Source organism: Allokutzneria sp. NRRL B-24872 (assembly GCF_002155965.1).
GTDB lineage: Bacteria > Actinomycetota > Actinomycetes > Mycobacteriales > Pseudonocardiaceae > Allokutzneria.
Window position 1 is genome coordinate 1 of record NZ_MUMH01000159.1, and the last position, 25030, is coordinate 25030.

28 protein-coding genes are annotated in these 25030 nt (G+C 70.0%); 11 read left to right on the top strand and 17 right to left on the bottom strand.

Features of this window, described 5'->3' with window-relative positions; genetic code table 11:
* Nucleotides 1-122 precede the first annotated feature (122 nt).
* The 4 genes from CCN37_RS32375 to CCN37_RS32390 form a co-directional block, all read right to left on the bottom strand.
* Entirely contained in the window at nucleotides 123-1022 is a 900-nt protein-coding gene (locus CCN37_RS32375) for an amino acid ABC transporter permease (RefSeq protein ID WP_086828256.1), read from the bottom strand.
* Nucleotides 1019-1702: an amino acid ABC transporter permease gene (locus tag CCN37_RS32380; RefSeq protein WP_086828259.1), complete on the bottom strand. Its 684-nt coding sequence runs from the start codon at nucleotides 1700-1702 to the stop codon at nucleotides 1019-1021. The genes CCN37_RS32375 and CCN37_RS32380 overlap by 4 nt, the downstream gene beginning before the upstream one ends.
* 102 nt (nucleotides 1703-1804) lie before the next feature.
* Nucleotides 1805-2635 carry a glutamate ABC transporter substrate-binding protein gene (locus tag CCN37_RS32385; RefSeq protein ID WP_086828261.1) on the bottom strand — a complete coding sequence of 277 codons (831 nt, stop codon included), beginning with the start codon at nucleotides 2633-2635 and terminating at the stop codon, nucleotides 1805-1807.
* A 68-nt stretch (nucleotides 2636-2703) separates the two neighbouring features.
* Nucleotides 2704-3432: an amino acid ABC transporter ATP-binding protein gene (locus CCN37_RS32390; RefSeq protein WP_210408307.1), complete on the bottom strand. Its 729-nt coding sequence runs from the start codon at nucleotides 3430-3432 to the stop codon at nucleotides 2704-2706.
* A 168-nt stretch (nucleotides 3433-3600) separates the two neighbouring features.
* Between CCN37_RS32390 and CCN37_RS32395 the strand changes: the two genes are divergently transcribed.
* Nucleotides 3601-4269, top strand: a complete 669-nt coding sequence (locus CCN37_RS32395; protein WP_086828266.1) for a response regulator transcription factor — start codon at nucleotides 3601-3603, stop codon at nucleotides 4267-4269.
* 117 nt (nucleotides 4270-4386) lie between these two features.
* Nucleotides 4387-5796: a HAMP domain-containing sensor histidine kinase gene (locus tag CCN37_RS32400; RefSeq protein ID WP_086828268.1), complete on the top strand. Its 1410-nt coding sequence runs from the start codon at nucleotides 4387-4389 to the stop codon at nucleotides 5794-5796.
* Here the strand turns inward: CCN37_RS32400 and CCN37_RS32405 are convergent.
* Nucleotides 5793-6746, bottom strand: coding sequence for a TAXI family TRAP transporter solute-binding subunit (locus CCN37_RS32405; protein WP_246843441.1), 954 nt, complete (start codon nucleotides 6744-6746; stop codon nucleotides 5793-5795). The two genes, CCN37_RS32400 and CCN37_RS32405, sit on opposite strands and share 4 nt — an antisense overlap.
* A gap of 201 nt (nucleotides 6747-6947) precedes the next feature.
* On the opposite strand from CCN37_RS32405, the gene CCN37_RS32410 reads away from it, so the two are divergent.
* From CCN37_RS32410 to CCN37_RS32420, 3 genes are all read left to right on the top strand, one after another.
* Nucleotides 6948-7127 carry a hypothetical protein gene (locus CCN37_RS32410; RefSeq protein WP_086828270.1) on the top strand — a complete coding sequence of 60 codons (180 nt, stop codon included), beginning with the start codon at nucleotides 6948-6950 and terminating at the stop codon, nucleotides 7125-7127.
* A gap of 127 nt (nucleotides 7128-7254) precedes the next feature.
* A complete protein-coding gene (gene miaB, locus CCN37_RS32415; RefSeq protein WP_168200971.1) occupies nucleotides 7255-8745 on the top strand; it encodes a tRNA (N6-isopentenyl adenosine(37)-C2)-methylthiotransferase MiaB in 1491 nt (496 codons plus the stop codon).
* Nucleotides 8730-9218: a hypothetical protein gene (locus tag CCN37_RS32420; RefSeq protein WP_086828273.1), complete on the top strand. Its 489-nt coding sequence runs from the start codon at nucleotides 8730-8732 to the stop codon at nucleotides 9216-9218. The genes miaB and CCN37_RS32420 overlap by 16 nt, the downstream gene beginning before the upstream one ends.
* 292 nt (nucleotides 9219-9510) lie before the next feature.
* On the opposite strand, the gene CCN37_RS32425 is transcribed toward CCN37_RS32420, so the two are convergent.
* The 5 genes from CCN37_RS32425 to CCN37_RS32440 all read right to left on the bottom strand — a co-directional run bounded on the left by CCN37_RS32425 (nucleotide 9511) and on the right by CCN37_RS32440 (nucleotide 13936).
* The gene (locus CCN37_RS32425) at nucleotides 9511-10476 is read right to left on the bottom strand and encodes a helix-turn-helix transcriptional regulator (protein ID WP_086828275.1); all 966 of its coding nucleotides are present in this window, start codon (nucleotides 10474-10476) and stop codon (nucleotides 9511-9513) included.
* Between the two features lie 57 nt (nucleotides 10477-10533).
* The gene (locus CCN37_RS42450; RefSeq protein WP_371505325.1) at nucleotides 10534-10608 is read right to left on the bottom strand and encodes a putative leader peptide; all 75 of its coding nucleotides are present in this window, start codon (nucleotides 10606-10608) and stop codon (nucleotides 10534-10536) included.
* A 103-nt stretch (nucleotides 10609-10711) separates the two neighbouring features.
* Nucleotides 10712-11455 (bottom strand): hypothetical protein, encoded by a 744-nt coding sequence (locus tag CCN37_RS32430; RefSeq protein ID WP_086828277.1) that lies wholly within the window; start codon nucleotides 11453-11455, stop codon nucleotides 10712-10714.
* Between the two features lie 94 nt (nucleotides 11456-11549).
* Nucleotides 11550-12473 (bottom strand): hypothetical protein, encoded by a 924-nt coding sequence (locus CCN37_RS32435; protein WP_086828278.1) that lies wholly within the window; start codon nucleotides 12471-12473, stop codon nucleotides 11550-11552.
* Between the two features lie 101 nt (nucleotides 12474-12574).
* Nucleotides 12575-13936, bottom strand: a complete 1362-nt coding sequence (locus tag CCN37_RS32440; protein WP_086828280.1) for a DUF349 domain-containing protein — start codon at nucleotides 13934-13936, stop codon at nucleotides 12575-12577.
* Between the two features lie 234 nt (nucleotides 13937-14170).
* Between CCN37_RS32440 and CCN37_RS32445 the strand changes: the two genes are divergently transcribed.
* Genes CCN37_RS32445 through dapF form a run of 3 tightly spaced genes read left to right on the top strand, consistent with a single transcriptional unit; the run spans nucleotide 14171 to nucleotide 16612 of the window.
* Nucleotides 14171-14902, top strand: a complete 732-nt coding sequence (locus tag CCN37_RS32445) for a hypothetical protein (RefSeq protein WP_086828282.1) — start codon at nucleotides 14171-14173, stop codon at nucleotides 14900-14902.
* Complete coding sequence (miaA, locus tag CCN37_RS32450) at nucleotides 14899-15795, top strand: tRNA (adenosine(37)-N6)-dimethylallyltransferase MiaA (protein WP_086828285.1); 897 nt, start codon at nucleotides 14899-14901, stop codon at nucleotides 15793-15795. The genes CCN37_RS32445 and miaA overlap by 4 nt, the downstream gene beginning before the upstream one ends.
* Nucleotides 15755-16612: a diaminopimelate epimerase gene (dapF, locus tag CCN37_RS32455; RefSeq protein ID WP_086828288.1), complete on the top strand. Its 858-nt coding sequence runs from the start codon at nucleotides 15755-15757 to the stop codon at nucleotides 16610-16612. Before miaA ends, dapF begins: the two co-directional genes overlap by 41 nt.
* Here dapF and CCN37_RS32460 read toward each other — a convergent pair.
* The gene (locus CCN37_RS32460) at nucleotides 16601-17842 is read right to left on the bottom strand and encodes an MFS transporter (protein ID WP_086828290.1); all 1242 of its coding nucleotides are present in this window, start codon (nucleotides 17840-17842) and stop codon (nucleotides 16601-16603) included. The two genes, dapF and CCN37_RS32460, sit on opposite strands and share 12 nt — an antisense overlap.
* Before the next feature lie 61 nt (nucleotides 17843-17903).
* Here CCN37_RS32460 and CCN37_RS32465 point away from each other — a divergent pair, with 61 nt between their 5' ends.
* The 3 genes from CCN37_RS32465 to CCN37_RS32475 all read left to right on the top strand — a co-directional run bounded on the left by CCN37_RS32465 (nucleotide 17904) and on the right by CCN37_RS32475 (nucleotide 20951).
* A complete protein-coding gene (locus tag CCN37_RS32465; RefSeq protein ID WP_086828292.1) occupies nucleotides 17904-18413 on the top strand; it encodes a transcriptional regulator in 510 nt (169 codons plus the stop codon).
* A gap of 60 nt (nucleotides 18414-18473) precedes the next feature.
* Nucleotides 18474-19889: a GTPase HflX gene (hflX, locus tag CCN37_RS32470; RefSeq protein WP_246843442.1), complete on the top strand. Its 1416-nt coding sequence runs from the start codon at nucleotides 18474-18476 to the stop codon at nucleotides 19887-19889.
* Between the two features lie 63 nt (nucleotides 19890-19952).
* Nucleotides 19953-20951 carry a hypothetical protein gene (locus tag CCN37_RS32475; RefSeq protein ID WP_371505328.1) on the top strand — a complete coding sequence of 333 codons (999 nt, stop codon included), beginning with the start codon at nucleotides 19953-19955 and terminating at the stop codon, nucleotides 20949-20951.
* On the opposite strand, the gene CCN37_RS32480 is transcribed toward CCN37_RS32475, so the two are convergent.
* The 6 genes from CCN37_RS32480 to CCN37_RS40280 are packed head-to-tail and all read right to left on the bottom strand — an operon-like array spanning nucleotide 20941 to nucleotide 24829.
* Nucleotides 20941-21675: an ESX secretion-associated protein EspG gene (locus CCN37_RS32480; protein ID WP_168200968.1), complete on the bottom strand. Its 735-nt coding sequence runs from the start codon at nucleotides 21673-21675 to the stop codon at nucleotides 20941-20943. The genes CCN37_RS32475 and CCN37_RS32480 overlap by 11 nt on opposite strands.
* 11 nt (nucleotides 21676-21686) lie before the next feature.
* Nucleotides 21687-22229, bottom strand: coding sequence for a DUF3558 family protein (locus tag CCN37_RS32485; RefSeq protein WP_168200969.1), 543 nt, complete (start codon nucleotides 22227-22229; stop codon nucleotides 21687-21689).
* The gene (locus CCN37_RS32490) at nucleotides 22226-22642 is read right to left on the bottom strand and encodes a hypothetical protein (protein WP_086828302.1); all 417 of its coding nucleotides are present in this window, start codon (nucleotides 22640-22642) and stop codon (nucleotides 22226-22228) included. Before CCN37_RS32490 ends, CCN37_RS32485 begins: the two co-directional genes overlap by 4 nt.
* Before the next feature lie 35 nt (nucleotides 22643-22677).
* Nucleotides 22678-23268 carry a DUF3558 domain-containing protein gene (locus tag CCN37_RS32495; protein ID WP_086828304.1) on the bottom strand — a complete coding sequence of 197 codons (591 nt, stop codon included), beginning with the start codon at nucleotides 23266-23268 and terminating at the stop codon, nucleotides 22678-22680.
* Nucleotides 23214-23630, bottom strand: coding sequence for a hypothetical protein (locus tag CCN37_RS32500; RefSeq protein ID WP_086828307.1), 417 nt, complete (start codon nucleotides 23628-23630; stop codon nucleotides 23214-23216). Before CCN37_RS32500 ends, CCN37_RS32495 begins: the two co-directional genes overlap by 55 nt.
* Nucleotides 23631-23638: 8 nt before the next feature.
* Nucleotides 23639-24829: a hypothetical protein gene (locus tag CCN37_RS40280; RefSeq protein WP_086828310.1), complete on the bottom strand. Its 1191-nt coding sequence runs from the start codon at nucleotides 24827-24829 to the stop codon at nucleotides 23639-23641.
* Nucleotides 24830-25030 lie beyond the last annotated feature (201 nt).

Here is a 25030-nt window from a genome sequence, read left to right on the forward strand (position 1 = left end):
TACGACCCGCGAGGGGGAGAACCCCCATCACGACCGCCGCAGCGAGTGCGGATCGACGGTGCATGGGCATTTCTCCCCCTCGCGGGTCGTACCGGGTCCAGAGCACCCTAGAGGGTCGTGGCTCAGGCGGTTCCGCCGGTCCGCAGACCGGTGAACTCCATGCCGGGAGCCTGCTCCCCGATCGGGCCCGCACCGACCGTCGGCTTGCCCTTGCGGGACATGCGCTTCTCCAGCCACGAGGCGAAGGTGGTCAGCAGCGTGTTGATGACGATGTACATGACCGCGATGACGATCATCGTCGGGATCAGGTTCTGGTAGTTGTTGGAGATGTAGCGGTACTGGGCGAACAGCTCCGAGTACCCGACCAGCGCGCCACCGAGGGCGCTGTCCTTGAGGATCACCACGAGCTGGCTGACGATCGCCGGGAGCATCGCGGTGATCGCCTGCGGCAGCAGGATGATCCGCATCGTCTGGCCCTTGCGCAGACCCAGCGCCATCGACGCCTCGGTCTGGCCCTTGGGCAGCGACAGGATGCCTGCCCTGACCACCTCGGCGAGCACGGAGGCGTTGTAGAGCACCAGGCCCGTGACCACGGCCGCCAGCGGGCGGACGTCGCGGTCCACGTTGAGGTACAGGGCGAAGAGTTCGTTGGCGAAGATCATCAGGATCAGCACGGGCAGCGAGCGGAAGAACTCCACCAGCGCGCCGGCGGGCATGCTGATCCACTTCTGGTCGGAGAGCCGGGCGATGCCGAGGATGAAACCGATCGGCAGTGCGATCACGATCGCCAACCCGGCCGCGATCAGGGTGTTGAGCAGACCGGGCAGCAGGTACTCGGTCCACGTGCTGCCGAGCAGGAACGGCGACCACTTCGCGCCTTCGAGCTGGCCCTTCTCCGCCAGCGCGGAGATGGTGAACCAGGCGACGGCGGCCAGCACCACGCCGAAAACCACCGTGTAGCCGACGTTGCGGGCCTTGGCCTTCGGGCCAGGTGCGTCGTAGAGGACCGAGGGCGCGCTCACCGCTTCACCGCCACCTTCTTGGCCACCGAGCCCAGGAGCAGGCCGGTGGGCAGGGTCAGGATCACGAAGCCGAGCGCGATGATCCCGAAGATCACGAACAGGTACTGCGAGTCGAACTCGATCATGCTGGTCATCAGCGCGGCCGCCTCGGCCACCCCGATGGCGCTGGCCACGGTCGTGTTCTTGGTCAGCGCGATCAGCACGCTGGCCAGGGGGGCGATCACCGCGCGGAAGGACTGCGGCAGCACCACGATGCCCAGGGTCTGGGTGAACTTCAGCCCGAGCGCCCGCGCGGCCTCGGCCTGGCCGACCGGGACCGTGTTGATGCCCGCGCGCAGCGACTCGCAGACGAAGGTGCCGGTGTAGGCGACGAAACCGAGCACGGCCAGCCAGAAGTTGTTGGTGGCCAGGAACGTCAGGTCCTTGTCGGACTTGGTCGTGAGCACGACGCCGAGCGTCGAGTACAGCCCGAGGGAGGTGCCCATGATGATCAGGGTGAGCGGGGTGTTGCGCATCACGTTCACGTACACGGTGCCGATGCCGCGCATCAGCGGTACGGGGCTGACCCGCATCCCGGCCAGGATCGTGCCCCAGATCAGTGCGCCCACCGCCGAGTAGAAGGTGAGTTGCACGGTGACCCAGAACGCGCCGAGCACGTCGTACTTGCTCAACAGGTCCACGGTGTGAGTTCTCCTAGCCGTGTTTCAGGGGGCTGCGGTCCGCAACGGGGGCGGCGCGCCGGACATCTCGTCCGGCGCGCCGCGACTCGATCCTCTACCGCGTCACTTCTCGGTGATCTGCGGCGGCTCGGGGATCTTGTAGCCCGACTTGTCGAGGTTCTTCTCCAGCGCGGTCTTCCACGCACCGGAGGTCATCATCTTCTCCAGGGCCTTGTTCACCGCGTCGCGGCCCTTGGTGTCGCTCTTGGCGAGGCCGACGCCGATCAGTTCCTTGGTGAAGGGCTTGCCGATGAGCTTGAACTTGCCCGGGTTCGCCGCGGCGTACCCGGCGAGGATCGAGTCATCGGTGGACAGCGCGTCGATGGCGCCGCTCTCCAGGCCGGCCAGGCACTCCGAGTAGCCGCCGTACTCCTGCAGCTGCGCCTGGTTGGCGAACTTGTCCTTGACCGCCTTGGCCGAGGTGGAACCCTTGACCGAGCACAGCTTCTTGCCGTTGAGGGCTTCCGGCCCGGTGATGCTGTTGTCGTTCACGCGCACCAGCAGGTCCTGGCCCGGCGTCAGGTACGGCCCGGCGAAGAGCACCTTCTGCTTGCGGTCGTTGGTGATGGAGTAGGTGGCGGCGATCATGTCGACGTCACCCTTCTCCAGCAGGTTCTCCCGCTGCGCCGAGGGGGCTTCCTTGAACTCGATCTTCGACTCGTCGACGCCGAGCTCCTTGGCGATGTACTTCGCCACGTCCACGTCGAAGCCGGTGAAGCCGGTCGGGGTCTTCAGGCCCATGCCGGGCTGGTCGAACTTGATGCCGACGACGAGCTTGCCGCTCTTGGCCCGCGCCTCGATGCCGGAGCCGCCGCCGCTGCCACCGCCACAGGCCGCCAGCACCGCGAGCGCGGCGACCGAGGCACCGATCCGCAGTCCCTTGCTGAAACGCATCTGCTTCCTTCTTTCGACTCTGCTGACTCTCTCGGACGCCGCCCGCGTCCGCCCTGCTATCAGGATGATCAGTGCGGCAGGATCTTGCCGAGAAAGTCCTTGGCGCGATCGGAGCTGGGGGCGGTGAAGAACTCTTCCGGGGTGGTGTCCTCGACGATCTCGCCGTCGGCCATGAACACCACGCGGTCGGCCGCCTTGCGGGCGAAGCCCATCTCGTGGGTGACCACGAGCATGGTCATGCCCTCCTTGGCCAGCGTGGTCATCACGTCCAGGACCTCGTTGACCATCTCCGGGTCCAGCGCCGAGGTGGGCTCGTCGAAGAGCATCACCTTCGGCTTCATCGCCAGCGCGCGGGCGATGGCCACCCGCTGCTGCTGACCGCCGGAGAGCTGCGCGGGGTACTTGTCGGCCTGGTTGGCGATGCCCACGCGCTCCAGCAGCTGCTGGGCGAGCTTGCGGGCCTCGGCCTCCTTGACGCCCCTGACCTTCATCGGCGCCAGCATCACGTTCTCGATGATGGTCTTGTGCGCGAAGAGGTTGAACTGCTGGAAGACCATGCCCACGTCGGCGCGCAGCGCGGCCAGCGCCTTGCCCTCGTCCGGCAGGCGGTCGCCGTCGACCTCGATGTCACCGGAGTCGATCGGTTCGAGACGGTTGATGGTCCGGCACAGCGTGGACTTGCCAGAGCCGGACGGACCGAGTACCACCACCACCTGACCCTTGGGCACTTCGATGTTGATGCCCCTGAGCACGTGCAGCGGCCCGAAATGCTTGTCCACTCCCGCCATCCGGATCATCGGCGGAGTGGGGGCAGCTGCGGTCATCGGCGCTCCTCGTCGACAAGGGTGATTCAGTTGGCGGAAACCTAGGTGTGGGCGACCACACCAGTCCAGATCGGTTGAGCAAGACTTAGGGTCTCAACTCTGTCACGGATGAGCCTCGCAGGCTCAAGGGAGGTACCACCCGTGAGGGTACTGCTCGTCGAGGACGACGACCGCGTCGCCGAGGCGCTGGAACCGGCCCTCACCAGGCGCGGAATGACCGTGTCCCGTCTTCCCGGCGGTAAGGGAGTCCTGGAGAGCCTGTCCGATGTGGACGTGGTGTTACTGGACCTCGGACTGCCCGATGTGGACGGTGTCGCGCTGTGCCGCGCGATCAGGGCGGCCAGCGACGTGGCGATCATCGTCGTCTCCGCCAGGGGAGAGGTCGACGACCGCATCCTCGGGCTGCACGCGGGCGCGGACGACTACCTGGTGAAGCCCTACGACGTGGGCGAGCTGATGGCGCGGGTGCAGGCGGTGCGCCGCCGCCGCGGCCACGCGGGCACCGACGACGTCGTCAAGATCGGTGACGTCGAGGTGCACCTGAACCGGCACGAGGTTCGCGTTTCGGGTGAGGCGATCGCCTTGTCCCGCAAGGAGTTCCAGATGCTCGCGCTGCTGGTGGCCGCGCGCGGCTCGGTGTGCACGCGGGAGCGGATCATCTCCGAGGTGTGGGGCCGGACCTGGTCCGGGGTGAACCGCACGCTGGACGTGCACGTGGCCACGCTGCGCACCAAGCTCGGCCGCCCCGACCTCATCGAGACCGTGCGCGGGGTGGGCTACCGCCTCGCCGCCGCCACCCCGGCCGGGTAACCCGATCGAGTGGATCTTCGCTGTGGTTCCGCCGCCGTGCGCGGCAGTTCGGGTGCCCGGGCTTCGGGTGTCAGGTAAGGGTTTCGCGGCAGTGGGTGCCGCTGGAAGGGTGGTCGGGTGCGTTCCCGGTTGCTGACGACGGTGCTGTCCCTGCTCGTGCTCGTGCTCGCGGGGCTCGGCGTCCCGCTCGCGGCCACGGTGGCGGGCGCTGAGCAGCAGCGGTTGTTCCTGGACCGGCTGACCGACGTCACCCGCTTCGCCTCGCTGGCCCAGCGGCCGATCATCGACGACCAGCCCTCGGTGATCGAGCGCGAGCTGCGCCGCTACGACGAGGTCTACCGGATCGCGGTGGCCATCACCGACCGGGACGGCACCGTGGTCGCGCGCTCGCGGCCGGGCCTGGAGCTGACCGACCGCACGGTGATCGACCGCGTCGGGCTCGCGCTGGCCGGGCGGCACTCCGAGCCGGGCGAGCTGATGCTGCCGTGGCACGACGAGCCGCTGGTGCTGGCCGCCCCGGTGCTGGCCGACGGCGAGGTGCGCGGCGCCGCGCTGATCATCTCGCCGACGTCGTCGGCGCGCGGGCGGGTCGTGGTCTGGTGGGGCGCGCTGCTGCTGGGCAGCCTGCTGGCGCTCGGCGCGGGCATCCTGTTCGCGCTGCCGGTGGTGCGCTGGATCTTGAAACCGGTGCAGCGACTGGACCAGGCCACCGGGAAGATGGTGACCGCGCTGGTCATGGGGCGCCCGGTGGAGCCGGTCGGCGGTGACGGCGGGCCGCCGGAGCTGCGGATGCTGACCCGCTCCTTCGAGCAGATGGCCGCGGCGGTCGGCGACGTGCTGGCCGCGCAGCGGGCCTTCGTCGCCGACGCCTCGCACCAGCTGCGCAACCCGCTCACCGCGCTGCGGCTGCGGCTGGGCAACCTGGAGGGCCACGTCGACGCCGAGGCGGAGGTGCACCACGAGGCCGCCATCGAGGAGACCGACCGGCTGAACCGCCTGCTCGACGAGCTCCTGGTGATGGCGCGGGCGGAGGCCAGCTCGCTGGAGCCGGTGCCGATCGACGTCGACGACATCGTCATCGAGCGGTTGCAGGCGTGGAGCGCGGTCGCCGACTCCCGGCACGTCGAGCTGGTGCAGACCGGCGAGACCGACCTCGTCGCGATGCTCACCCCGCGCGGCCTGGAGGGCATCCTGGACGCGCTGCTGGACAACGCGCTGAAGTTCACCAACGACGGCACCGTCGTCGAGGTGGGCGCGCGGCGGGTGGACAACCGCGTCGAGGTCAGCGTGCGCGACGAGGGTCCCGGTCTGCGGCAGAAGGAGCTGGAGCGGGCCACCGACCGGTTCTGGCGCAGCCCGAGCCACCAGAACGTGCCCGGCTCCGGCCTGGGCCTGGCGATCGTCACGCGGATCGTGGCACGCGTGGACGGCAACGTCCGCCTGGAACTGCCCAAGGGGGGCGGCCTGCGCGTCGTGGTGACGATGCCGCTGGCCCCGCCGGAGCGCTCGATCCGCTCGATCCGCTAGAGCTTCGTCGAGCGGTAGTAGTTGACGGCGCCGGGGTGCAGCGGAAGCGGGTCGGTCTCAACGGCTCCGCGCACGTCTATGGTGCGCGCCGCGGAGTTCGCGGTGACGAGGTCGGGCAGCGAGGCGTAGACGCTGCTGGTCAGCGCTTCGGCGACGTCGTCGCGCATCGAGGCCGTCACCACCAGGAAGTTGCGCACCACCAGGGTGGCCACCGGCCCGGAGGCGAGGTCGTAGATGGAGGCGGGCAGGCTCGCCGCTCCGTAGCCGGGGTAGCGCTTGCGCAGCTCCGGCAGCACGTCGGAGAGGTCGATCATGCGCAGCTTGACCGCCTTCGACAGCGTGTTCACCGCCTCGGTCGGCAGGCCGCCGGACCAGAAGAACGCGTCGATCCGGCCCTCGCGCAGCGCGGTCGCCGAGTCGGCGACACCGTACTGCACCGCGACGAGGTCCTTCTCCACCCGCACCTTCGCCGTGTCCAGCAGGCGCTGCGCGATGACCTGGACGCCGGAATTCATCGCGCCGATCGACACGCGCTTGCCGCGCAGGTCGGAGAGCTTGCGCATGGGGGAGTCCGCGCGCACCACGATCTGCAGGTAGTCGTCGTGCATGCGGGTCAGCGCGCGCAGCCCGTTGCCCGCGAGCGTCGGGTTGGTGGCCTCCCGCGCGTACTCGTCGGAGGCGGTGTCGCCCTGCGAGAAACCGACCTGCGCGCGGCCCTCGCGCAGCATCCGCAGGTTGTCCACCGAGCCCTCGGTGGCCAGCACCTCCGGTGGCCGGATCGCCAGCTGGCGACTCCACACCGTGGCGAGGGTGTTGCTCAGCCCGTAGTAGACGCCGCCGCGGGCGCCCGCCGCCACCTTGAGCCGCAGGTCGGCGAAGCTCGCCTGGCAGCCGGCGAGCAGGCTCGCCACCACAAGGACGAGGGCCGTCAGCGTTGTCCTCCGAAGCACCCGCACATGGTGCCAGGACAACGGCCCATATCAATTCCAGATCAATGACGAGTTGTGCGAGCGCGCGAATTCGTCGGCGGTAGGGGCGCCGAAGGCCCACGATCGCGGGGTGGACGTGTCCGGCAAGGACGTTCTGCTTCGCGAGGTCGACGGTCTGGTGCGGGTCGTGCTGGTCGTGACGCCGTTCGGCATGCCGAAGCGGTGGCGTCGGCCGCCCGCGGTGCGGCTCGCGCGCGGGGAGCGGCTGCGCTGGCAGATCAGCTACCGCTTCGGGAGCCCTACCGCCTGCACACCTTCAACATCGCTCATGCGACGCCGAGCGCCGAGGTCTTCCTCGGCGAGCCGACGCGGCACGTCAGCGAGCTCGCGACCCTGCGCTGACCACCTGGAACGGGCGGTGCCTACCATGCTCTCCGGGCACCCCCTCGCGGCCCGCAGTGACCCTGCTCGTGGCCGCCGCGCTGAGGACTGCCGCTGACCAGGGGATATGGTGGAACGCGTGAGCACGATGCAGGAGCCGAGGACGTACTCCGTCAGGACGTACGGCTGTCAGATGAACGTGCACGACTCCGAGCGCCTGTCCGGGCTGCTGGAGGACGCCGGGTACGTCCGCGCCGACGAGCAGGACGTCGCCGACGTGGTCGTGTTCAACACCTGCGCGGTGCGCGAGAACGCGGACAACCGCCTCTACGGCAACCTCGGGCACCTGCGCCCGGTGAAGACCGAGCACCCGGGCATGCAGATCGCGGTCGGCGGCTGCCTCGCGCAGAAGGACCGCGGCGAGATCGTCAAGCGCGCGCCCTGGGTCGACGTCGTCTTCGGCACGCACAACATCGGCTCGCTGCCCGCGCTGCTGGACCGGGCGCGGCACAACGCCGCCGCCGAGGTGGAGATCCTGGAATCGCTGGAGGTCTTCCCCTCCGCGCTGCCCGCGCGCCGCGACTCCGCGCACTCCGGCTGGGTGTCGATCTCGGTGGGCTGCAACAACACCTGCACGTTCTGCATCGTCCCCTCGTTGCGGGGCAAGGAGAAGGACCGCCGCCCCGGCGAGGTGCTGGCCGAGGTCGAGGCACTGGTCGCCGAGGGCGTGCTGGAGGTGACGCTGCTCGGCCAGAACGTCAACTCCTACGGCGTGGAGTTCGGCGACCGCTTCGCCTTCGGCAAGCTGCTGCGCGCGTGCGGCGACATCGAGGGCCTGGAGCGCGTGCGCTTCACCTCCCCGCACCCCAAGGACTTCACCGACGACGTGATCGCGGCGATGGCCGAGACGCCCAACGTCTGCCACCAGCTGCACATGCCGTTGCAGTCCGGCTCCGACCGCGTGCTCAAGGCGATGCGGCGCTCCTACCGCAGCGAGCGCTACCTCTCGATCATCGAGAAGGTCCGCGCGGCCATGCCGGAGGCGGCGATCACCACCGACATCATCGTCGGCTTCCCCGGGGAGACCGAGGAGGACTTCCAGGCGACCCTGGACGTGGTGCGCGCGGCCCGCTTCTCCAACGCCTTCACCTTCCAGTACTCCAAGCGTCCCGGAACGCCCGCCGCGGACATGGACGAGCAGCTGCCCAAGGCTGTCGTGCAGGAGCGCTACATGCGCCTGATCGAGGTGCAGGAGCAGGTGGCGTGGGAGCTGAACAAGGAGATCGTCGGCCGCAGGCTGGAGGTCCTGGTGGCCGAGGGTGAGGGCCGCAAGGACACCGAGACCCGCCGGATGAGCGGTCGCGCGCGAGACGGTCGTCTCGTGCACTTCACGCCGACCGGGTCGGCCGTGGACCGCGAGATCCGGCCGGGCGACGTCGTCGAGACCGTGGTGACCTACGGCGCCCCGCACCACCTCAACGCCGACGGTGACCTGCTCTCGCACCGGCGCACCAGGGCGGGCGACCACTGGGAGGCCGGAATTCGCCCGAAGACCTCCGGCGTCAGCCTCGGCCTGCCCGGCTTCGGCACCCCGGCGCCCCTGCCCGCCGCCTCGGAGTCCGGGTGCGCGGTCCGGTGACGGGCAACGGCGAGAACGGCTTCGAGCAGTTCCACGCGGACCTGCGCCAGGCCGAGCACCGGGTGAACCGCCGCATCGACCCCGGCATGCGCGCCGTGCGGATCGCGGTCGCGGTGCTCGTCGTGCTGGTGACCTCGGTGCTGCCGTGGGTCGGTGACACGCTCGGCTGGCAGGTGCTCTTCGGCGCGGAGCGGGTCGGCCTGCTCCCGGTGCTGTTCGCGGCGTTCCTGCTCGGCGTCGGCGTGCTCGGCTCCGGGCTGACCCTCGCGCTGCGCAACTGGGCGCTGGCCTGGATGTGCGCGGTCGGCGGCTGCGCGGCGGCGGTGCTGGGCATGCTCTCGATCTGGACCCAGCAGACCGGCAAGTCGAACAAGGTGCCCGGGCCAGGACCCGGGTTCGGCCTGGTCCTCGCCGAGCTGGCCGCGATCGCGCTGGCGATCATGTGGGTGAAGGTCGCCAGCTCCCGGCGCTGATCGCCGCGCTGCTCGAACGCTCGTGGAGCACGGAGGACTGCGCCAAGCTTGCTGAATGACTCGTTCAGCACGTCCAACCACCTGAATGACTCGTTCAGTCCGTTCAACCACATGAACGAGTCATTGAGGTGGTGAAGCCCTGAACGGGTCGTTTGGTGCGTTGAGCGCGCTGAACGGGTCGTTTGGTGCGTTGAAGTACCTGAAGGGGTCGTTCAGGGCTTGAGGGGAGTTCGCAGAAGGCGGGGCCAGGCGGGTGGCGACGGTGGTCCACGAGCCGCGCAGTCGAGTCCGCTCAGAGGTCCCACTGGATGCCGAAGGTGCCCGGACCGACGTCCAGGCCAACGGCGTGCACAGCTCCCGCGGGGCTGATGGTGAGCGCCCTGCGGCGGAACTGGGTCGGCTGGTCCAGCGGCGCGCTGATCTGGGTGCAGCGGCGGGGCGGCGCGGCCGGGTCGAACTGCACCTCGGCCAGGTAGTCGCGCACGGGCCTGCGGAACTTGCGGGTGAACACGTCGGAGTCGCGCCCGCTCATGCCAGCCGGGTTGACCAGGTCGTACTCCATCATGATCGTTTCGCCGCGCGCGAGCGGGACCTCGAAGAGCAGTTCGGCGACCATCAGGCCGGTGTCGTCGACGGTGCTGCGGCCGAGCGCGCAGTGGCGCAGCGGCACCAGGTCGGCGGCCTCGCCGAGGGGGTGGCCGGGCGCGTAGACGACCACCCAGCGGTCGACGCCGTCCGCGTCGGCGCGCAGCACCTGGCGCACGCGCACACCGCGCTGGGCGCCGGAGGCGTCGACCTCGACGAGGTCGTGCTGGCTGAGCCTGGTGAGCAGCGCGTCCGAGCTGGTGTCCACTGTGGACAGAAGGGAGGCCAGGCGGTCCTTCGCCGTCCACATCTCCTCGATGGCGGGCGCGCTGATCGTGCTCGGCGCGTACCTGCCGCGCGGGCGTGGTGGGCCGACCAGTGCGCGCAGCGCGGACGGCGCGAGGCCGAGCACGCCCTCCAGGTTGGCCAGTACGGCGAAGGACGCGTCGCCCTCGGGCTGGCGGCGGCCGGACTGCCAGTTGCTCAACGTCGCGACGCTGACCGACGCGCCCCTGGAGCGCAGGCGGTACTGGACCCGGTCCAGGCTCAGCCCGCTCGCCTGGATCGCCGCGCGCAGCGCCGCCGGGAACGGCCCGGTCCGCAGCAGTTCGACCAGCTCGGGCGAGGGCTCCGACACCGCGAGGGCGTTCTGGTTGCCTGCGGTCAGCGTCATGGATTCGAATCCCACGTGTCGTCGGTGTCGTGCGGGTGGACGGGCGACTGTGCGGGATCAGCGACAGAGGGAGGACGCCACGCGGACGAGGTCGATGTGACCCCGCGTGACAAGACGGATTCCTCGCTTCACGGGTTCGACGCTAGGACGTGATGTTTTGCAGTGTCAAGGAGTCCCAGCTGCTGGACAACGCTTGCATGCGCTTTCCTGAACGCGATGTGTCCACAGTGGACGATCAACGGGAGAACCTGCGCAGCAGCAGGAGAACCGCCGCGACGGCGAGGGCCAGGCCGCACAGCGCGCCCACCACGATCCCCGTCGGGAAACCGCCGCCGGAGTCGCCGGGCTCCGGGGTCGCGGCGCCCGGGTCGGCCACCGGCGGCACGGGGGCGGTCGTCGAGCTGCCGACGGCCTCCAAGGTCGTCGACTGCCGCAGCTTCGGCCGCCAGGTCACGGTGTTGCCGGAGATCTCGCCGTTGGCGCGCAGCACCGGGCCGGGGAAGGTGATCGAGAACGCGATCTCCACCGAGGCGAAGGTCTCCGGTGGAAGCGGGATCTGCCCCGGCTTGTCCGGCTGCTCCTTGGCCGAGAACGCGTAGCCCTCCGCGGTCCTGGTCAGCGAGATGTCGACGCCCTGCCCGCCGTCCTCGTAGCGCAGCAGCGAGAGGAAGTCCTTCGTGGACACCCCGGTGAAGATCGTCTCGTAGCCCTTGTGGCCCTCCGCCGTGTACGGGCGCACGGACGCGGTCCCCTTGCTCACCGTGGTGGCGTTGCGCTCCAGGAAGTCCTTCAGGTCGGCGACACCGTCGCGCCCCGGCCCCTCGGCCATGCCGAGTCCCTGCGGCGAGTAGGCGACGATCACCGATCCGCTCACCGTGTCGTCGACCCCGACCACCGCGTTCACGCGGTAGCGCATGCACCCGGACAGGGCCAGTGCGGCGAGCAGGAGCAGTCCGAGCAGGGCGGTGACGCGTCTCATGATCGACAGCGCAGCACAAGCGCCCCGCCGGGGAAACCGCGTTCGGCGTCGCCCGACCGAACGGGTGAGGGCTGTTCGGCGCGGCGAACGCCCGTCACGTGCTCGGTCGCGTCCAGCTCGTGCAGAAGGTCCCGTCCTTGATCGCCGCGCGGTGCCAGTCCGGGACCTGGCCGCAGGCGCGGAACCAGCGCTTGCGGCCCCCGGCGTCGGTGACCAGCAGCGCCGGGGTGTCCACGCCAGCGCTGATCGACTGGGCGCCGCACTGCCGCCACCTGGAGTGGTCCTTGGGCGAATCCTGGTAGCTCCAGTCGAGCCAGAGCCGGTCCTGGGGATCGCCGGTCTTCTCCAGGCGCGCCCAGGCGATCCAGCCGTGGTCGGGGTGCAGCTGAACCCTCAGCTGGATCAGGCGGTCGCGCACCACCTTCTTCGGTGGTCCCGTCTCGGCGATCAGCGCCAGGCTCCCGTGGCGGCTCGTGGGTCCCACCGCCTCGCCGCAGAGGTCGTAGGCCAGCGACGGATCGGGGCCGGGCTCCCACGTCATCGCGACCGCCCCGGTGGCGGTGCCCACCGCGAAGCTGCTGACGCACGCGAGGACCACCCGCCACCGCCGCACGAACCAGGGGCGCTCGCGCAAGGGTTCCGGCTCCGGCTCGGGTGCCGGGGGCTCGGGCTTGGCGGCGGGCTTGCGGTTGACGAACTCGCCCGCCTCGACCGACACGTGCGACCACCAGCCGTGCCAGCGCTCCAGTTCGGCGGAGACCGACTCCTGCGACTCGCCGCGGCACAACAGGCAGCCGACCACCACCGCCTTCACCACGTCCCAGCCGTTGCGGCGGTCGCGGTACTTCTCGTTGCGCAGGTCCGAGAGGGTCGCCCTGGCCAGCGCCACGCCGTGGGTGCGCGCGGCGGTGTCCATCGCCTTGTAGCTCGGGCGGTCCGACTCCTCGTAGAGCCGCAGCAGCCGTGCGCGCAGTTCGGCGTGACTGGCGGGCTTCCGAGGAGTTTCCGGATCGCTCACGTGCGCTTTCTCCTTTCGGCGGGCTCGCAGGCTACCGGCCACCTCGGAAACAGCCGGAGCCCCCGCCCGAGGTGGGCGGGGGCTCCGGAGGCACTGCCTGCTCAGCGGTTGGCGACCGAGCTCTCGGCCGCGGCCAGCCACTCGCGCCACTGCGCTGCCTGCGACTCGGCCTGCTCGGCGCGGCGCTTGTCCCCGGCGGCGCGGGCCTTGGCGGCCTGGGACTCGAACTGCTCGACCCGCTCGCGGAACTGCGCGACCCTGGCCTCGGCCTCCGGGTCGGTGCGCCGCCACTGCGCGTCGGCGGCCGAGCGCACGCGCTCCTCGATCGAGCGCAGCTTGCCCTCCAGCTCGCGCACCCGCTCGCGCGGGACCTTGCCGATCTGGTCCCAGCGCTCCTGGATCTTGTAGAGCTGGTTGCGCGCGGCTTCGAGGCCGTTGGTCGACGGGTCGATCGACTCGGCCTCGGCCAGCAGCTCCTCCTTCAGCTTGGCGTTGGCGGAGAACTCCGCGTCCCGCTCGCTGAAGGCCTCGGAGCGGTGCGCGAAGAACTGGTCCTGCGCCGCGCGGAACCGCTTCCAGAGCGCGTCGTCGGCGTCCTTGGGCGCGCGCCCGGCCGCCTTCCAGTCCGTCATCAGCTCCTTGTAGCGGTTGGCCGTGTCGCCCCACTCGCTGGAGGTGGCGATCGACTCGGCCTCCTCGACGATCTCCTGCTTGCGCTGCTTGGCGGTCGAGCGCTGCCGGTCGAGGTCGGCGAAGTGCGAGCCGCGCCTGCGGTTGAAGGCGTCCCTGGCCTTGGCGAAGCGCCGCCACAGCTGCTCGTCGGTCTTGCGGTCGACGCCGCGCACCGACTTCCACTCCTCCAGCATGGTGCGCAGCCGGTCGCCGGCGACCTTCCACTGGGTGGAGTCGTTGGCCAGTCCCTCGGCCTCGTCGACCAGGGCCTGCTTGCGCGCGATCGCGTCGACGCGGGCCTGCTCCTTGGCGGCCTTGCCGGCCTCCATGGCCACCTCGGCCCGGCCGATGACGTGCTCGACCCGCTTGGCCAGCCCGGCGAGGTCGCCGACGACGGCCGCTTCGACCAGCGCCTCCTTGAGGTGCTTGGCACTGGCCATCGCCTGCTTGGGGTCACCGGCGCCGGAGTGCAGCCGCGCCTCCAGCAACCCCAGCTCGGTGAGCATGTCGTCGAACTTGCGCGCGAAGTGCGCGAGGCCCTCGGCGGGCTCGCCCGCCTGCCACGACCCGACCGACCGCTCGCCGTCGGCGGTGCGCACGTAGACCGTGCCGTCGTCGTCGACCCGGCCCCAGCGCTCCGGGTGCTCCGACGCGGTCGGCACCACCGGGGCGGCGGGCGCGGCGACGGCCGCCGGGGGCGGGGTGACCGGGGTCGTGTTGTCCTGGGCCGTGGTGTCCGGAGTGGCCCGACCCTGCTGCCCGTCGGCCTGGGTCGTCTCCTGGTCCGTCATCGCCGGCTCCTCCTAGCCTTCACCGCCCGCACCGCGTGCGGGCGCCCCGCATGGCTGCGGGGCCTGGCAACCGGGCATCCGGGCCGGTGTGGCCCGCGATCCCTGAAGGGGGATTGAAACAGGTCAGGGCGCTCGCCGGAACTCCGAGGCCGGGTTGTGACCTACCCATGACCTTGCACCGCCCACCCGGGTGTGTTCGGCCGAACGTGTGAGGGGGCACTAGCCTGCCCGAACGTGATCGTTCGTGCCGCCGTGCTGCCGCACCCACCGTTGCTCGTGCCGCAACTGGTCGCGGGTGCAACCGAGGAGACCGAACCCCTGCGCCGGGCGTGCCTGGACGCCGCCCGCTGGCTCGCCGAGGCGACGTCGAGGTGGTCGGCCGTCGCCGTGGACGAGGTCGGCTCGCGGGTGATCGAACCCGCGACGCGGGGCAGCTTCGCGGGTTTCGGCGTCGACGTGCCGGTGAGCCTCGCCGAGCTGGCGGAGGGCGAGGGCAGGACCGATCCGCTGCTGCCGCTGCCCGCGCTGATCGCGGGCTGGTTGCGCGAGCACTCCGGCGCCGACGAGGTCCGGGTGCGGTTGGTGACACCCGAGCTGGACCCCGACCAGTGCTGGCTGGTCGGCCACGAGCTGGTGGACGCGCTGTCCGGGCCGGAGCCGGTCGCGCTGCTGGTGCTCGGCGACTCCTCGCCCCGGCACGGCGACCGCGCTCCAGGGCGGCCCGACCCGCGCGCGGGGGAGTTCGACGAGAAGGTCCGCGACGCGCTCGCGACCGCCGACGCCGACGCGCTGATGGACATCGACACCGAGCTGGCTGCGGAACTGGGCGCGCGAGGCCGGTCCGCGTGGCAGGTGCTGGCCAGCGTCGCGCAGAGCTCAGGGGTGAGCTGGCGCGGCGCGGTCGACTACTCCGGTGCTCCGTACGGCGTGGGCTACCACGTGGCGCGTTGGGAACCGGCCGCATGAGCAGGCTGATCGCCGTCATCGGGCCCACGGGCACCGGTAAGTCCGACCTCGGCGTGGCGCTCGCGCAGCGGCTCGGTGGCGCTGTCGTCAACGCCGACGCCATGCAGCTGTACCGAGGTATGGACATCGGCACCGCCAAGCTCACCGAGGCGGAGCGCGGCGGGATTCCGCACCACCAGCTCGACGTCCTCGATGTCACCGAGACCGCGTCTGTCGCGGCTTATCAGCAAGACGCGCGGGCTGACATCGAGACGGTGCTCGCGGGGGGCGGAGTTCCGGTCCTGGTCGGCGGTTCCGGTCTGTACGTGCAGTCGGTGCTGGACGACTTGGAGTTCCCCGGCACCGATCCCGAAGTGCGTGCGCGCTTGGAGGCCGAAGCGGCCGAATCGGGGCTGGGTGTGCTTTATAAGCGCCTATCCCAGCTCGACCCGGCGGCGGCCGAGGCAGTGCTGCCGACCAATGACCGTCGCATCGTGCGCGCGCTTGAGGTCATCGAGGTGACCGGCCGTCTGTTCTCCGCGACGCTGCCGCGCCCCGGCCCTCCGCGCTATGACGCGTTGCTCATCGGCCTGGACCGCGACACCGCTGAGCTGGACAAGCGCATCGACGACCGCGTGGTGCGCATGTTCGACGGCGGTCTCGTGGAGGAGGTCCGCCAGCTACAGGCGCTTGGGCTCCGCAAGGGCACTACGGCGTCGCGAGCCCTTGGCTACCAACAGATCCTGGAGGAGGTGCCGGACCCCGTCGCGGTGACCGCGCAGGCGACTCGGCGTTTCGTCCGCCGTCAGCGGTCGTGGTTCCGTCGTGACAAGCGCATCACCTGGCTCGACGCCGCGAGGCCCGACCTGCTTGATGTGGTGCTCAGTAACTACGCTGAACAGCGTGGGTATTGAGTTCGCCAAGGGCCACGGGACGCAGAACGACTTCGTGGTGCTCGCTGACGCCGAGGGCAAGCTGGAGCTGACCGACGACCGCGTGCGCGCGCTGTGCGACCGCAACCGCGGCCTCGGCGCTGACGGCGTGCTCCGCGTTGTGCGCAGCGAACACGTCGCGGACGCGCCTGAGAGCACTCAGGCGAAGTGGTTCATGGACTACCGCAACGCCGACGGCTCCATCGCCGAAATGTGCGGCAACGGCGTCCGTGTGTTCGCGAACTACCTGGTGCACAGGGGGCTCGCGAAGCCGGGTGGTTTCCTCGTGGGCACGCGCGCCGGTGACAAGCCCGTCACTGTGAACGACGACGGCACGGTGACCATAGATATGGGGCCCGCGCGCATCGTCGGCGAATCCACGGCCACTGTGGCTGGGCGTGCGTTCCACGGCATCGCGGTCGACGTGGGCAACCCGCACCTCGTGTGCGTGACCGATGTCGAGATCGCCGACCTCGACCTCACTGTGCCGCCGGGCCACGATCCGGTGCTTTTCCCGCACGGCGTGAACGTGGAGTTCATCTCGCAGCTGTCCGACGCTGAGCTGCGAATGCGCGTCCACGAGCGCGGTGTCGGCGAGACCCGTTCCTGCGGGACCGGCACTGTGGCCGCCGTCGCCGCGTTCCTGCACCAGACCGGTCGTGGCACTGGGCAGCTCCTGGTGACCATTCCCGGCGGTCAGGTCTGCGTGTCGATCGGTGCGGACACCAGCACGCTCACCGGCCCCGCAGTCCTGGTCGCCGAGGGCACGCTGTCCGACTCGTGGTGGCTAGCGGGCTGACACCGGCAGGTCGCGCATGCGGCGCAACGGCGAGGCCAGCACCCACGACACCGCGAGCGCCATCCCGGTCGCGGTGATCCACAACGTCGGCCGGACGCCGATGACCTCGCCGACAGCGCCTCCGGCCAGCGCGCCCAGCGGCTGCGTCCCGAACACCACGAAGCGCACGGAGGCGTTCATCCGGCCGAGCAACCTGTCCGGGCAGATCGCCTGGCGGAAGCTCACCTGCGCGACGTTGTAGACGATCGCGCCGTAGCCGAGCGCGAACCACGCGATCATCACCAGCACCGCGCCCGCGCCCGGCCACGCCAACGGGGCGAGCAGCGCCAGCGGCTGCGTCACCACCATGGACAGCCAGATCGTGCGCGCCTGGCCGAAGCGCGTTCCCCACCGCCGAGCGGTCAGCGCGCCGAGCACGCCGCCGACCCCGAAACACGCCAGCACCACCCCGACCAGCGCCGGGGGCAGCGCGAGGTCGCGGGTCAGGAACAGCAGCAGCACCGCCATCCCCGCCGAGCTGAACAGGTTCCACGTCGCCGTGCAGCTGACGATCGCGCGCAGCAGCGGGTTGCCGAGCACGAAGCGCAGGCCCTCCGCCATCTCCGGCAGCAACCGGCGCTCCGCCGCTCGCTCCGGCTCGGGCTCCACCGTCCTGATGCGGCGCAGGAACACCGCCGACGCGAGGTAACCGCCCGCCGTCGTCAGCATCGCGTTCGCGCCGCCGACCGCCTGCACCAGCCAGCCGCTCAGCGCGGGCCCGCTGACCTCGGCGACCGACATGCTCGCCTGGAGCTTGGCGTTGCCCTCGACCAGGTGCTCCCTGCCGACCAGACCGGGCAGGTACGCCTGGTAGGCCACGTCGAAGAACACCGTCAGCGCTCCGACCAGCAACGACACCACCAGCAGGTGCGCGAGCGTCAACGAGCCGGCCCACCACGCCAGCGGCACGGTCGCCAGCAGCGCGGCTCGGCCGAGGTCGGCGCCGAGCATCAGCGGACGCCGCCGCATCCGGTCCACCCACACGCCTGCGGGCAGCCCGATCAGCAGGCACGCCAACGACTTCGCGGCGGTGAGCAGCCCCATCTCGAACGGGCCGACGGCCAGCGCGGTCACCGCGAGCAGCGGCAGCGCGGTCCCGCCGACCGAGGTCCCGAACTGGGCGACCGTGTCGCCGATCCAGAGCTGCCGGAAGTCGCGGTGCCCGCGCAGGGAGGAGGTCGCAGACGTCACCGGCGCAGACTCGCAGAAGTGATTGGAAACAGTCAATCACTTCTGGTCCTACGCTGAAGCCGTGAGCACCGAGCCCCCACGGCGCCCGGCCAGCGAGCGGGAAGCCGCCGCCCTCGCCTCGTCGCTGCGCCTGCGGATCATCCGGTTGACCATCACCGAGCCGATGACCAACCGCGAACTCGCCTCCGCGCTCGGCCGCGACCCCGCCACCACGCTGCACCACGTGCGCAAACTCCTGGACGCGGGTTTCTTGGAAGCCCTGCCGGTGCGCAGGGGCGCCAGGGGTGCGCGCGAGATCCCCTACCGGGGCACGGGACTGTCCTGGTCGTTGGACATGGCGCGCTACCGCGACACCGTCAACCCCGCCTCACTGGAGGCCTTCCTCGCCGAGCTGGCCGACGTCGGAATCGCATCCGCCCAGATCACCCGGCTCCTGCTGCGGTTGCCGCAGGAAGAGCTGGAAGAGTTCGAGTCGCGACTGAAGGAGCTGGTCGACGAGTTCGCCGCGCGTCCACGCCACCCCGAGGGGCAGGCCGTGAGCCTGTTCTTCGCCCGCTACCGGTCCGGGTGAACACCGAGGGGGGAAATCGGGTGCGGGGCGTGGGACACTGGAAGACGTATGAGTGAGCACATGAGCCTGCCCGAGCACGACCGGGACATCGACGAGTCCACCCGGTTCGACCGCGTGTCCACCGGTGAGATGGAGCTGGCCGACCGTGCGGCGCTGCGCCGCGTGGCGGGGCTGTCCACCGAGCTCGAGGACATCACCGAGGTCGAGTACCGCCAGCTGCGGCTGGAGCGCGTCGTCCTCGTCGGCGTGTGGACCGGCAGCGACGCGCAGGAGGCGGAAGCCTCCATGACCGAGCTGGCCCGGCTGGCCGAGACCGCGGGCTCCGAGGTCCTCGACGGCCTCGTGCAGCGCCGCGACCGGCCCGACACCGCCACTTACATCGGCTCCGGCAAGGTCGCCGAGCTGCGTGAGATCGTCATGGCCACCGGCTGCGACACCGTGGTCTGCGACGGCGAGCTCTCGCCCGGCCAGCTGCGCCAGCTGGAGGAGAAGCTGAAGGTCAAGGTCATCGACCGGACCGCGCTGATCCTGGACATCTTCGCCCAGCACGCCCGCTCCAAGGAGGGCAAGGCGCAGGTCGAGCTCGCCCAGCTGTCCTACATGATGCCCAGGCTGCGCGGTTGGGGTCAGGCGATGAGCCGCACCGGTGGCGGCATCGGCACCCGCGGTCCCGGTGAGACCAAGCTGGAGACCGACAAGCGGCGCATCAACAAGCGGATGGCCAAGCTGCGCAAGGAACTGCGCGCCATGGGCACCGTCCGCGAGACCATGCGCGGGATGCGCAAGTCCAACGACGTGCCCAGCGTCGCCATCGCCGGGTACACCAACGCGGGCAAGTCCAGCCTGCTCAACGCGATCACCGGCGCGGGCGCGCTGGTCGAGGACGCGCTGTTCGCCACGCTCGACCCGACCACCCGGCGCAGCGAGACCCCGGACGGGCGCGTGCACACCCTCACCGACACCGTCGGCTTCGTCCGGCACCTGCCGCACCAGCTCGTCGAGGCCTTCCGCTCGACGCTGGAGGAGGTCGCCGACTCCGACCTGCTCGTGCACGTGGTCGACGCCTCCGACCCGCTGCCGGAGCGCCAGGTCTCCGCCGTGCGCGAGGTGTTCAACGACATCATCGCCGAGCGCGACACCCCGATGCCGCCGGAACTGCTGGTGGTGAACAAGATCGACGCCGCCGACGAGGTCACGCTGACCCGGCTGCGGCACCTGTTCACCGGCGCGGTGTTCGTCTCCGCGCACAGCGGCGAGGGCATCGAGCACCTGCGCCAGGTGATCGCCGAGCGGCTGCCCAGGACCGACGTCGAGCTGGAGGTCTTCGTGCCGTACGCCCGGGGCGAGGTCGTCGCCAGGGTGCACGCCGAGGGCGTCGTGCTCGACGAGAAGCACACCGACGACGGCACCGAGCTGCGCGCCCGCGTGCTGCCGCCGCTGGCCGGAGCCCTCGACGAGTTCGTCGTGCGCCACTGAACCCACTGGTGTTTCATGCGTCTTTCCGACGTGGGGGGTAAACGAGTGGGTCGGCTGCGCGCCCTGATCGGTGTGGTCGCCGTGTTGCTGACGGTCTCGGCGCTACCGGCCTCCGCCGACCCCGTCGAGCGGTGCCGCATCTCCGACAAGCGCGTCAGCGAGCTGTCCGGCCTCGCCGCCGACGGCAAGTACTGGTACGCGATGAACGACGGCGGCACCAAGCTGACCGTCTACGTGCTGAACAAGAGCTGTGCCGTGCAGCGCGCCATCACCAACGCGACTGACCCCTTCGACGTCGAGGACCTCGCGCGGGCCGCCGACGGCACGCTGTGGCTCGCCGACACCGGCGACAACCGCAAGCAACGGGAGACCGTCGCGCTGCACGCGCTCAACCCCAACGGCAAGTCCACGCTCTACCGGCTCACCTACCCGGACGGCCCGCACGACGTCGAGGCGCTGCTGCTCGACCGCAACAACGTGCCCTACCTGGTGTCGAAGGAACCGTTCGGCGAGGCCAAGGTCTACCGGCCCGCCGGCAAGCTCTCCGCTCCCGGCCCCACTCCGCTGGAGAAGGTCGGCGCGGTCTCCCTGCGCTCCACCAGCACTCCCGGCGGGCCGGTCGGGGCCGGGATCGGCTCCGTGCTCGTCACCGGCGGCGCCGTGAACGCCGACGGAACCGTTGTGGCGCTTCGCACCTACACCGAGGCGTATCTGTTTTCCGCGCCAGATGGCGACATCGCCGCCGCGCTCGCCCGCAAGCCCGTCCGCGTTCCGCTGCCCAACGAGGAGCAGGGCGAGGCCATCGCCTTCGACACCGACGGCTCGCTGCTGTCCGGGACCGAGGGCAAGAACTCCCCGATCCGCGCGATCGAGGGCGCCGTTGAGCTGGCCCGCAGTCAGGGGGGCACCGAGCGCACCGCCCCTTCGCCCAGCCCCGACGGCTCCGGCCAGGCCCAACCGCCCGCCGAGTCCGGCGGCTCCTCCATCGGCGCTCTCGCCGTCGCCGGGCTGCTCGCCCTCGGCGTGGTCTTCTTCTTCAGCCGCCGCAAGGCTAAAAGCTAACCAGCAGTTCGCCGAGGCGCGTGGCCATCAGGCGCTCGTCGACCGGTGAGATCGTCAACCAGTTCGCCCGCTCGGTGATCGAGTACCGGCCCTCCGGCGTGTCCACGAACGTCATCGGCGTGCGCGCGATCGCCTTGTTGTCCTTGTGCGGCTGCGGTTTCAGCGCCGTCGCTTGCCCCATCGCCGTCGCGCTGGAGTACGCGTCCAGGAACCTCCGCGCCTGCGCCCGCTCCGCCCCCGCCGCCACCAACCGGTCTTCCGCCGCGCTGATCGCTCCGCTGCCTTCCCACGCCTGCGCCGCGTGCTCCAACGCCTTCGCGGGCACCTGTCCCGACTGCCCTTTGCCCGCGCGGCACCTCGGCAGCGCGTCCACCACTCCGCGCGCGTGGTCGTCCCGATCCATCCAGGTCAGCTCGACCTCGTCGCCGCGCCACACCGCCCGCAGACACGCGTTTCCGCGCACGAAGCTCCCGATCCGCGTCTGCCCCGCTTCGTCCGCGTACAACACCGCCAACTCACTGCTCGCGTGCGCCACCGCGTGCAGTGCTTCCGCGATCGGGTCCCCGATCCGCACCGCGTCGCCGAGCCCGTGGTGCGCCAGCCACCCCGCCGCCCACTCCTGCGCCCGCGCCCGCTCGTCGCCGTTCACCCCGTGCTGGAGGACCACCAGCGGGTAAGGCATCACGCCGAGCCCCAGCCGCTCCCAGCAGACCTCGTACACCACCGCCGGAATCCTCATGGCACGCGCGGCGCCACGCGCTCACCGATGTGCTTCGCCGTCGCACACCCGTCCCGCCCAGGCGCCGAACTGTCCACCACGATGATCCTCCACTTTCCGCGCTGCCCTTCGAAGATCAGTTCGCATTCGCCCGAGCTCCCCTTGAGTTTGCCCTGGCCGAGGACCGCACGCTTTCCGTCGACCTGGATCTCCTTGCGGTTCTCGAAGTCGAAGGGTTCAAGCTTGCGATTGGGGAGGAATGTGAGACCCGCGGTGAGGACCGACTCGATTTCTAGGGATGGCTTTATTTGGTAGCCGCAGTCAGGAAACGGGTGTTCATCGGGTTCGGCTGGTTTGGGTTCGGCTCTCCGGTCCTGGTACGGGAAATCCGCGGGCGTCATGAGCTTGCAGACGTCGGCGGCGGTGATAGGGCCTGCGGACGTCGTGGTGATCGGAGGCGGTTGCGTGGAGGCGGTCGGTTCACCAGGTAGGTCAGGTGAACAGGAGACTGTGAGGGCAGTCACGAGCAGGCCGGCGATGATGCGAGGGTGAGGGGTCATCGAGGACTTCCTGGGAGATTGTTGGCACTGTTCAGGTCCGCGCGCTCCCATTCCCGAGCCATAGCGGACACCTTGTTCCGGTAGGTGATGAGAGCCTGGTGGTAGTCGATCCAGAAACGCAGCGCTCCGCCTTGCTGGTCAGATGCGCGGGCGATGATCTTCGCCCGGATTGCCTGTCCGGCTTGGGATTTTCCCAGGTCGATTCCTTGGGTGTCGTCGTAGAACCTGCGTGCTTTTCGAACCTCCCCCTCGGCGATCTCGATCATGTCGGTGAGTTCGCGGGTGATCCAGTCGGCGGTGACCTTGTCGTAGGTGATGCCCTGGCCGAGTTGGGCGTTGGCGCGGTCGAGGGATTCGACCATGTGCTGGTAGCTGGTGTCTTGCGGTGCGGGCTCTTCGTTCCAGGCGGTCACGGGTCATCTCCCCTTGTGCGCCATCGCTGGAATCCTCATGGCACGCGCGGCGCCACGCGCTCACCGATGTGCTTCGCCGTCGCACACCCGTCCCGCCCAGGCGCCGAACTGTCCACCACCGTGATCCCCCATTCCCCCCGTGCGGACTCGAAGAACAGCTCGCACTCGCCGGGATTGCCCTGGAGATCTCCTTGGCCGAGCGCGGCTCGCTTTCCGGCGACGGTCACCTCTTGCCGCCCTCCGAAACTGACAGGCCCGAGCTTCCTGCCGGGGAAGAAGGTGAGCCCGACGGTGAGAACCGATGCGACGTCCGGAGATGGCTTGACCTGGTAACTACAGCCGGGGAAGGGGCCGTCTGCCGGTTCGGCTGGCTTGGGTTGTTCCCCTCGGTAGGGAAAGTCCGCAGGTGTCATGAGGCCGCAGACGTCCACAGCGGTGATCTGGCTGGAGGACGTTGTCGTGGGCAGGGGCACCTGCGACGGGGCAGGGGACGGCTTGCCCGAGAGACTGGGTGAGCAAGACGTCGTCAAGCTGATCGCGACAAGCGCGGTGATGATGGGATGGCGGTTGGTCATCGAGGACTTCCTGGGAGATTGTCGGCGCTGTTCCGGTCCGCGCGCTCCCATTCGCGAGCCATCGCGGACACCTTGTCGCGGTAGGTGATGAGAGCCTTGTGGTAGTCCGTCCAGAAGCGCAGGCACCCGCCCTCCTGGTCCGAGGCCCGAGCAACGATCTTTGCGCGGATCGCTTGCCCCGCCTGGGACTTTCCCAGATCCACTCGTTGTGCTTTGGCGTAGAAGTCACGTGCCTTTCGCACCTCGCCTTCAGCGACGAGGATCATGTCGGTGAGTTCGCGGGTGATCCAGTCGGCGGTGACCTTGTCGCAGGTGATGCCCTGGCCGAGTTGGGCGTTGGCGCGGTCGAGGGACTCGACCATCTGCTGGTAGCCGGTGTCCTGCGGTGCGGGCTCCTCGTTCCAGGCGGTCACGGGTCACCTCACCGGTCCTCGTCGGAGTACTCGCCGATCACCGGCGGGGCCACGAGCGGGAGGTCGCCGACGAGGTCGTCGGTGACGGGGTATCGGCGCTGGTGCTCCTCGTCCTCCGCGCGTTGGCCGGTGCCGCCGAGCGCGGGCTGGAGGAAGCTGCCGCCTCCACCTGGGCGAGGAGCGGCCGGGCCGGGCGCCGGAGGTGAAGCGCCTGGGCGAAAGCCTGAGCTGGGGGAGGGGGCGTTGCGTGGGGAGGGTTCGTGAACAGAGGGACTTGGTCCGATGGATGCACCGCCGAATCCGGAGAAGCCCGCGCCGCTGAAGCCGAGTCCGCCTGCACCTGGGCCGACGCCCCCTGAGCCGGTGCCGCCGGAGCTGAAGCCACCGGAACCAGCGCCGACGCCTCCGACGCGCCCCTCCGGATCTGGAGACGGAGTGGGCGGTCTGGTGTCGGACCCGGCGAGGTCGAGTTCGTCGCGTCGGTGCGGGTCCGGGACGGGATGGGGCGCGGGCGTCGGAGTGGGTTGCGGGGACGGAACGGACGACGTGTCCAACGTGCGTGATTCGGAACCGCCGCGCACGCCGGGCCAGCCGCCCCCACCTCCGCCGCCAGGGCCGCGTGGCGGGGTTTCGCCGCCGCCCGCGTCGAAGAAGTTGGCGGGAACGGTGGGGAAGGGCGGCGTCGAACTGTCCATCGCGGCCGCCTGCTTGTCGAGCTGCGTGCCCAGTTCGATGGCTTCCTGGCGCTTGGCTTCTTTCTGCTGCTCGTAGCGGGCGTGGTCGGTGTTGACGAGAACGAGGTCCTGCGGACCGAACTTCCCCGCGTTCTTCGGGAACTCACGCCCGGAGACCTTGAGCGTCTTCACCGTTTCGGACACGCTGTTCGCCTTGGTGGCGGCGGGTTCCAACGCATTGCTGATCTGCTGAGCGGCCTGCTGCTGGACATCGCCGAAGCCGCGGAGTCCGTCGCCCGCCTTCTTCGCCTTGTCAACCGATGGCGCCTGCCAGCTGCCGGAAAGCCGGTTGGCGAGCGCGTTCATTCGATCAGCGAGTTGGACCGCGACCTTGCCGCGTTGCTGGAAATCCCGCGCGAGGTGTGCGGCGGCACCGTCAGGAACGCTGCCGAGGAGATCGCGGAGCTGTTCCAGTGACATTCCCGCGTAGTTGTCCGAACCGGAGAAGTGCCGGTCGTCCGCCATCAAGCCCCCTTTGCCGCCCCCGCAAGCAGTTTGTCGATGCTAACGGGACACGGGTGATGGCGCGGGTGAACCGGGGCGTTGTCAGGCGGACACCGGACAGCGTCGTTGATGTCCGGTGTCCGTACGCCTAAGGGATGTCTCGTAAAAGGGTGTTGTGGTTGCCGCTGCTCGGTGTCTGGTGTCAGCCGGTGAGTGCGAGGT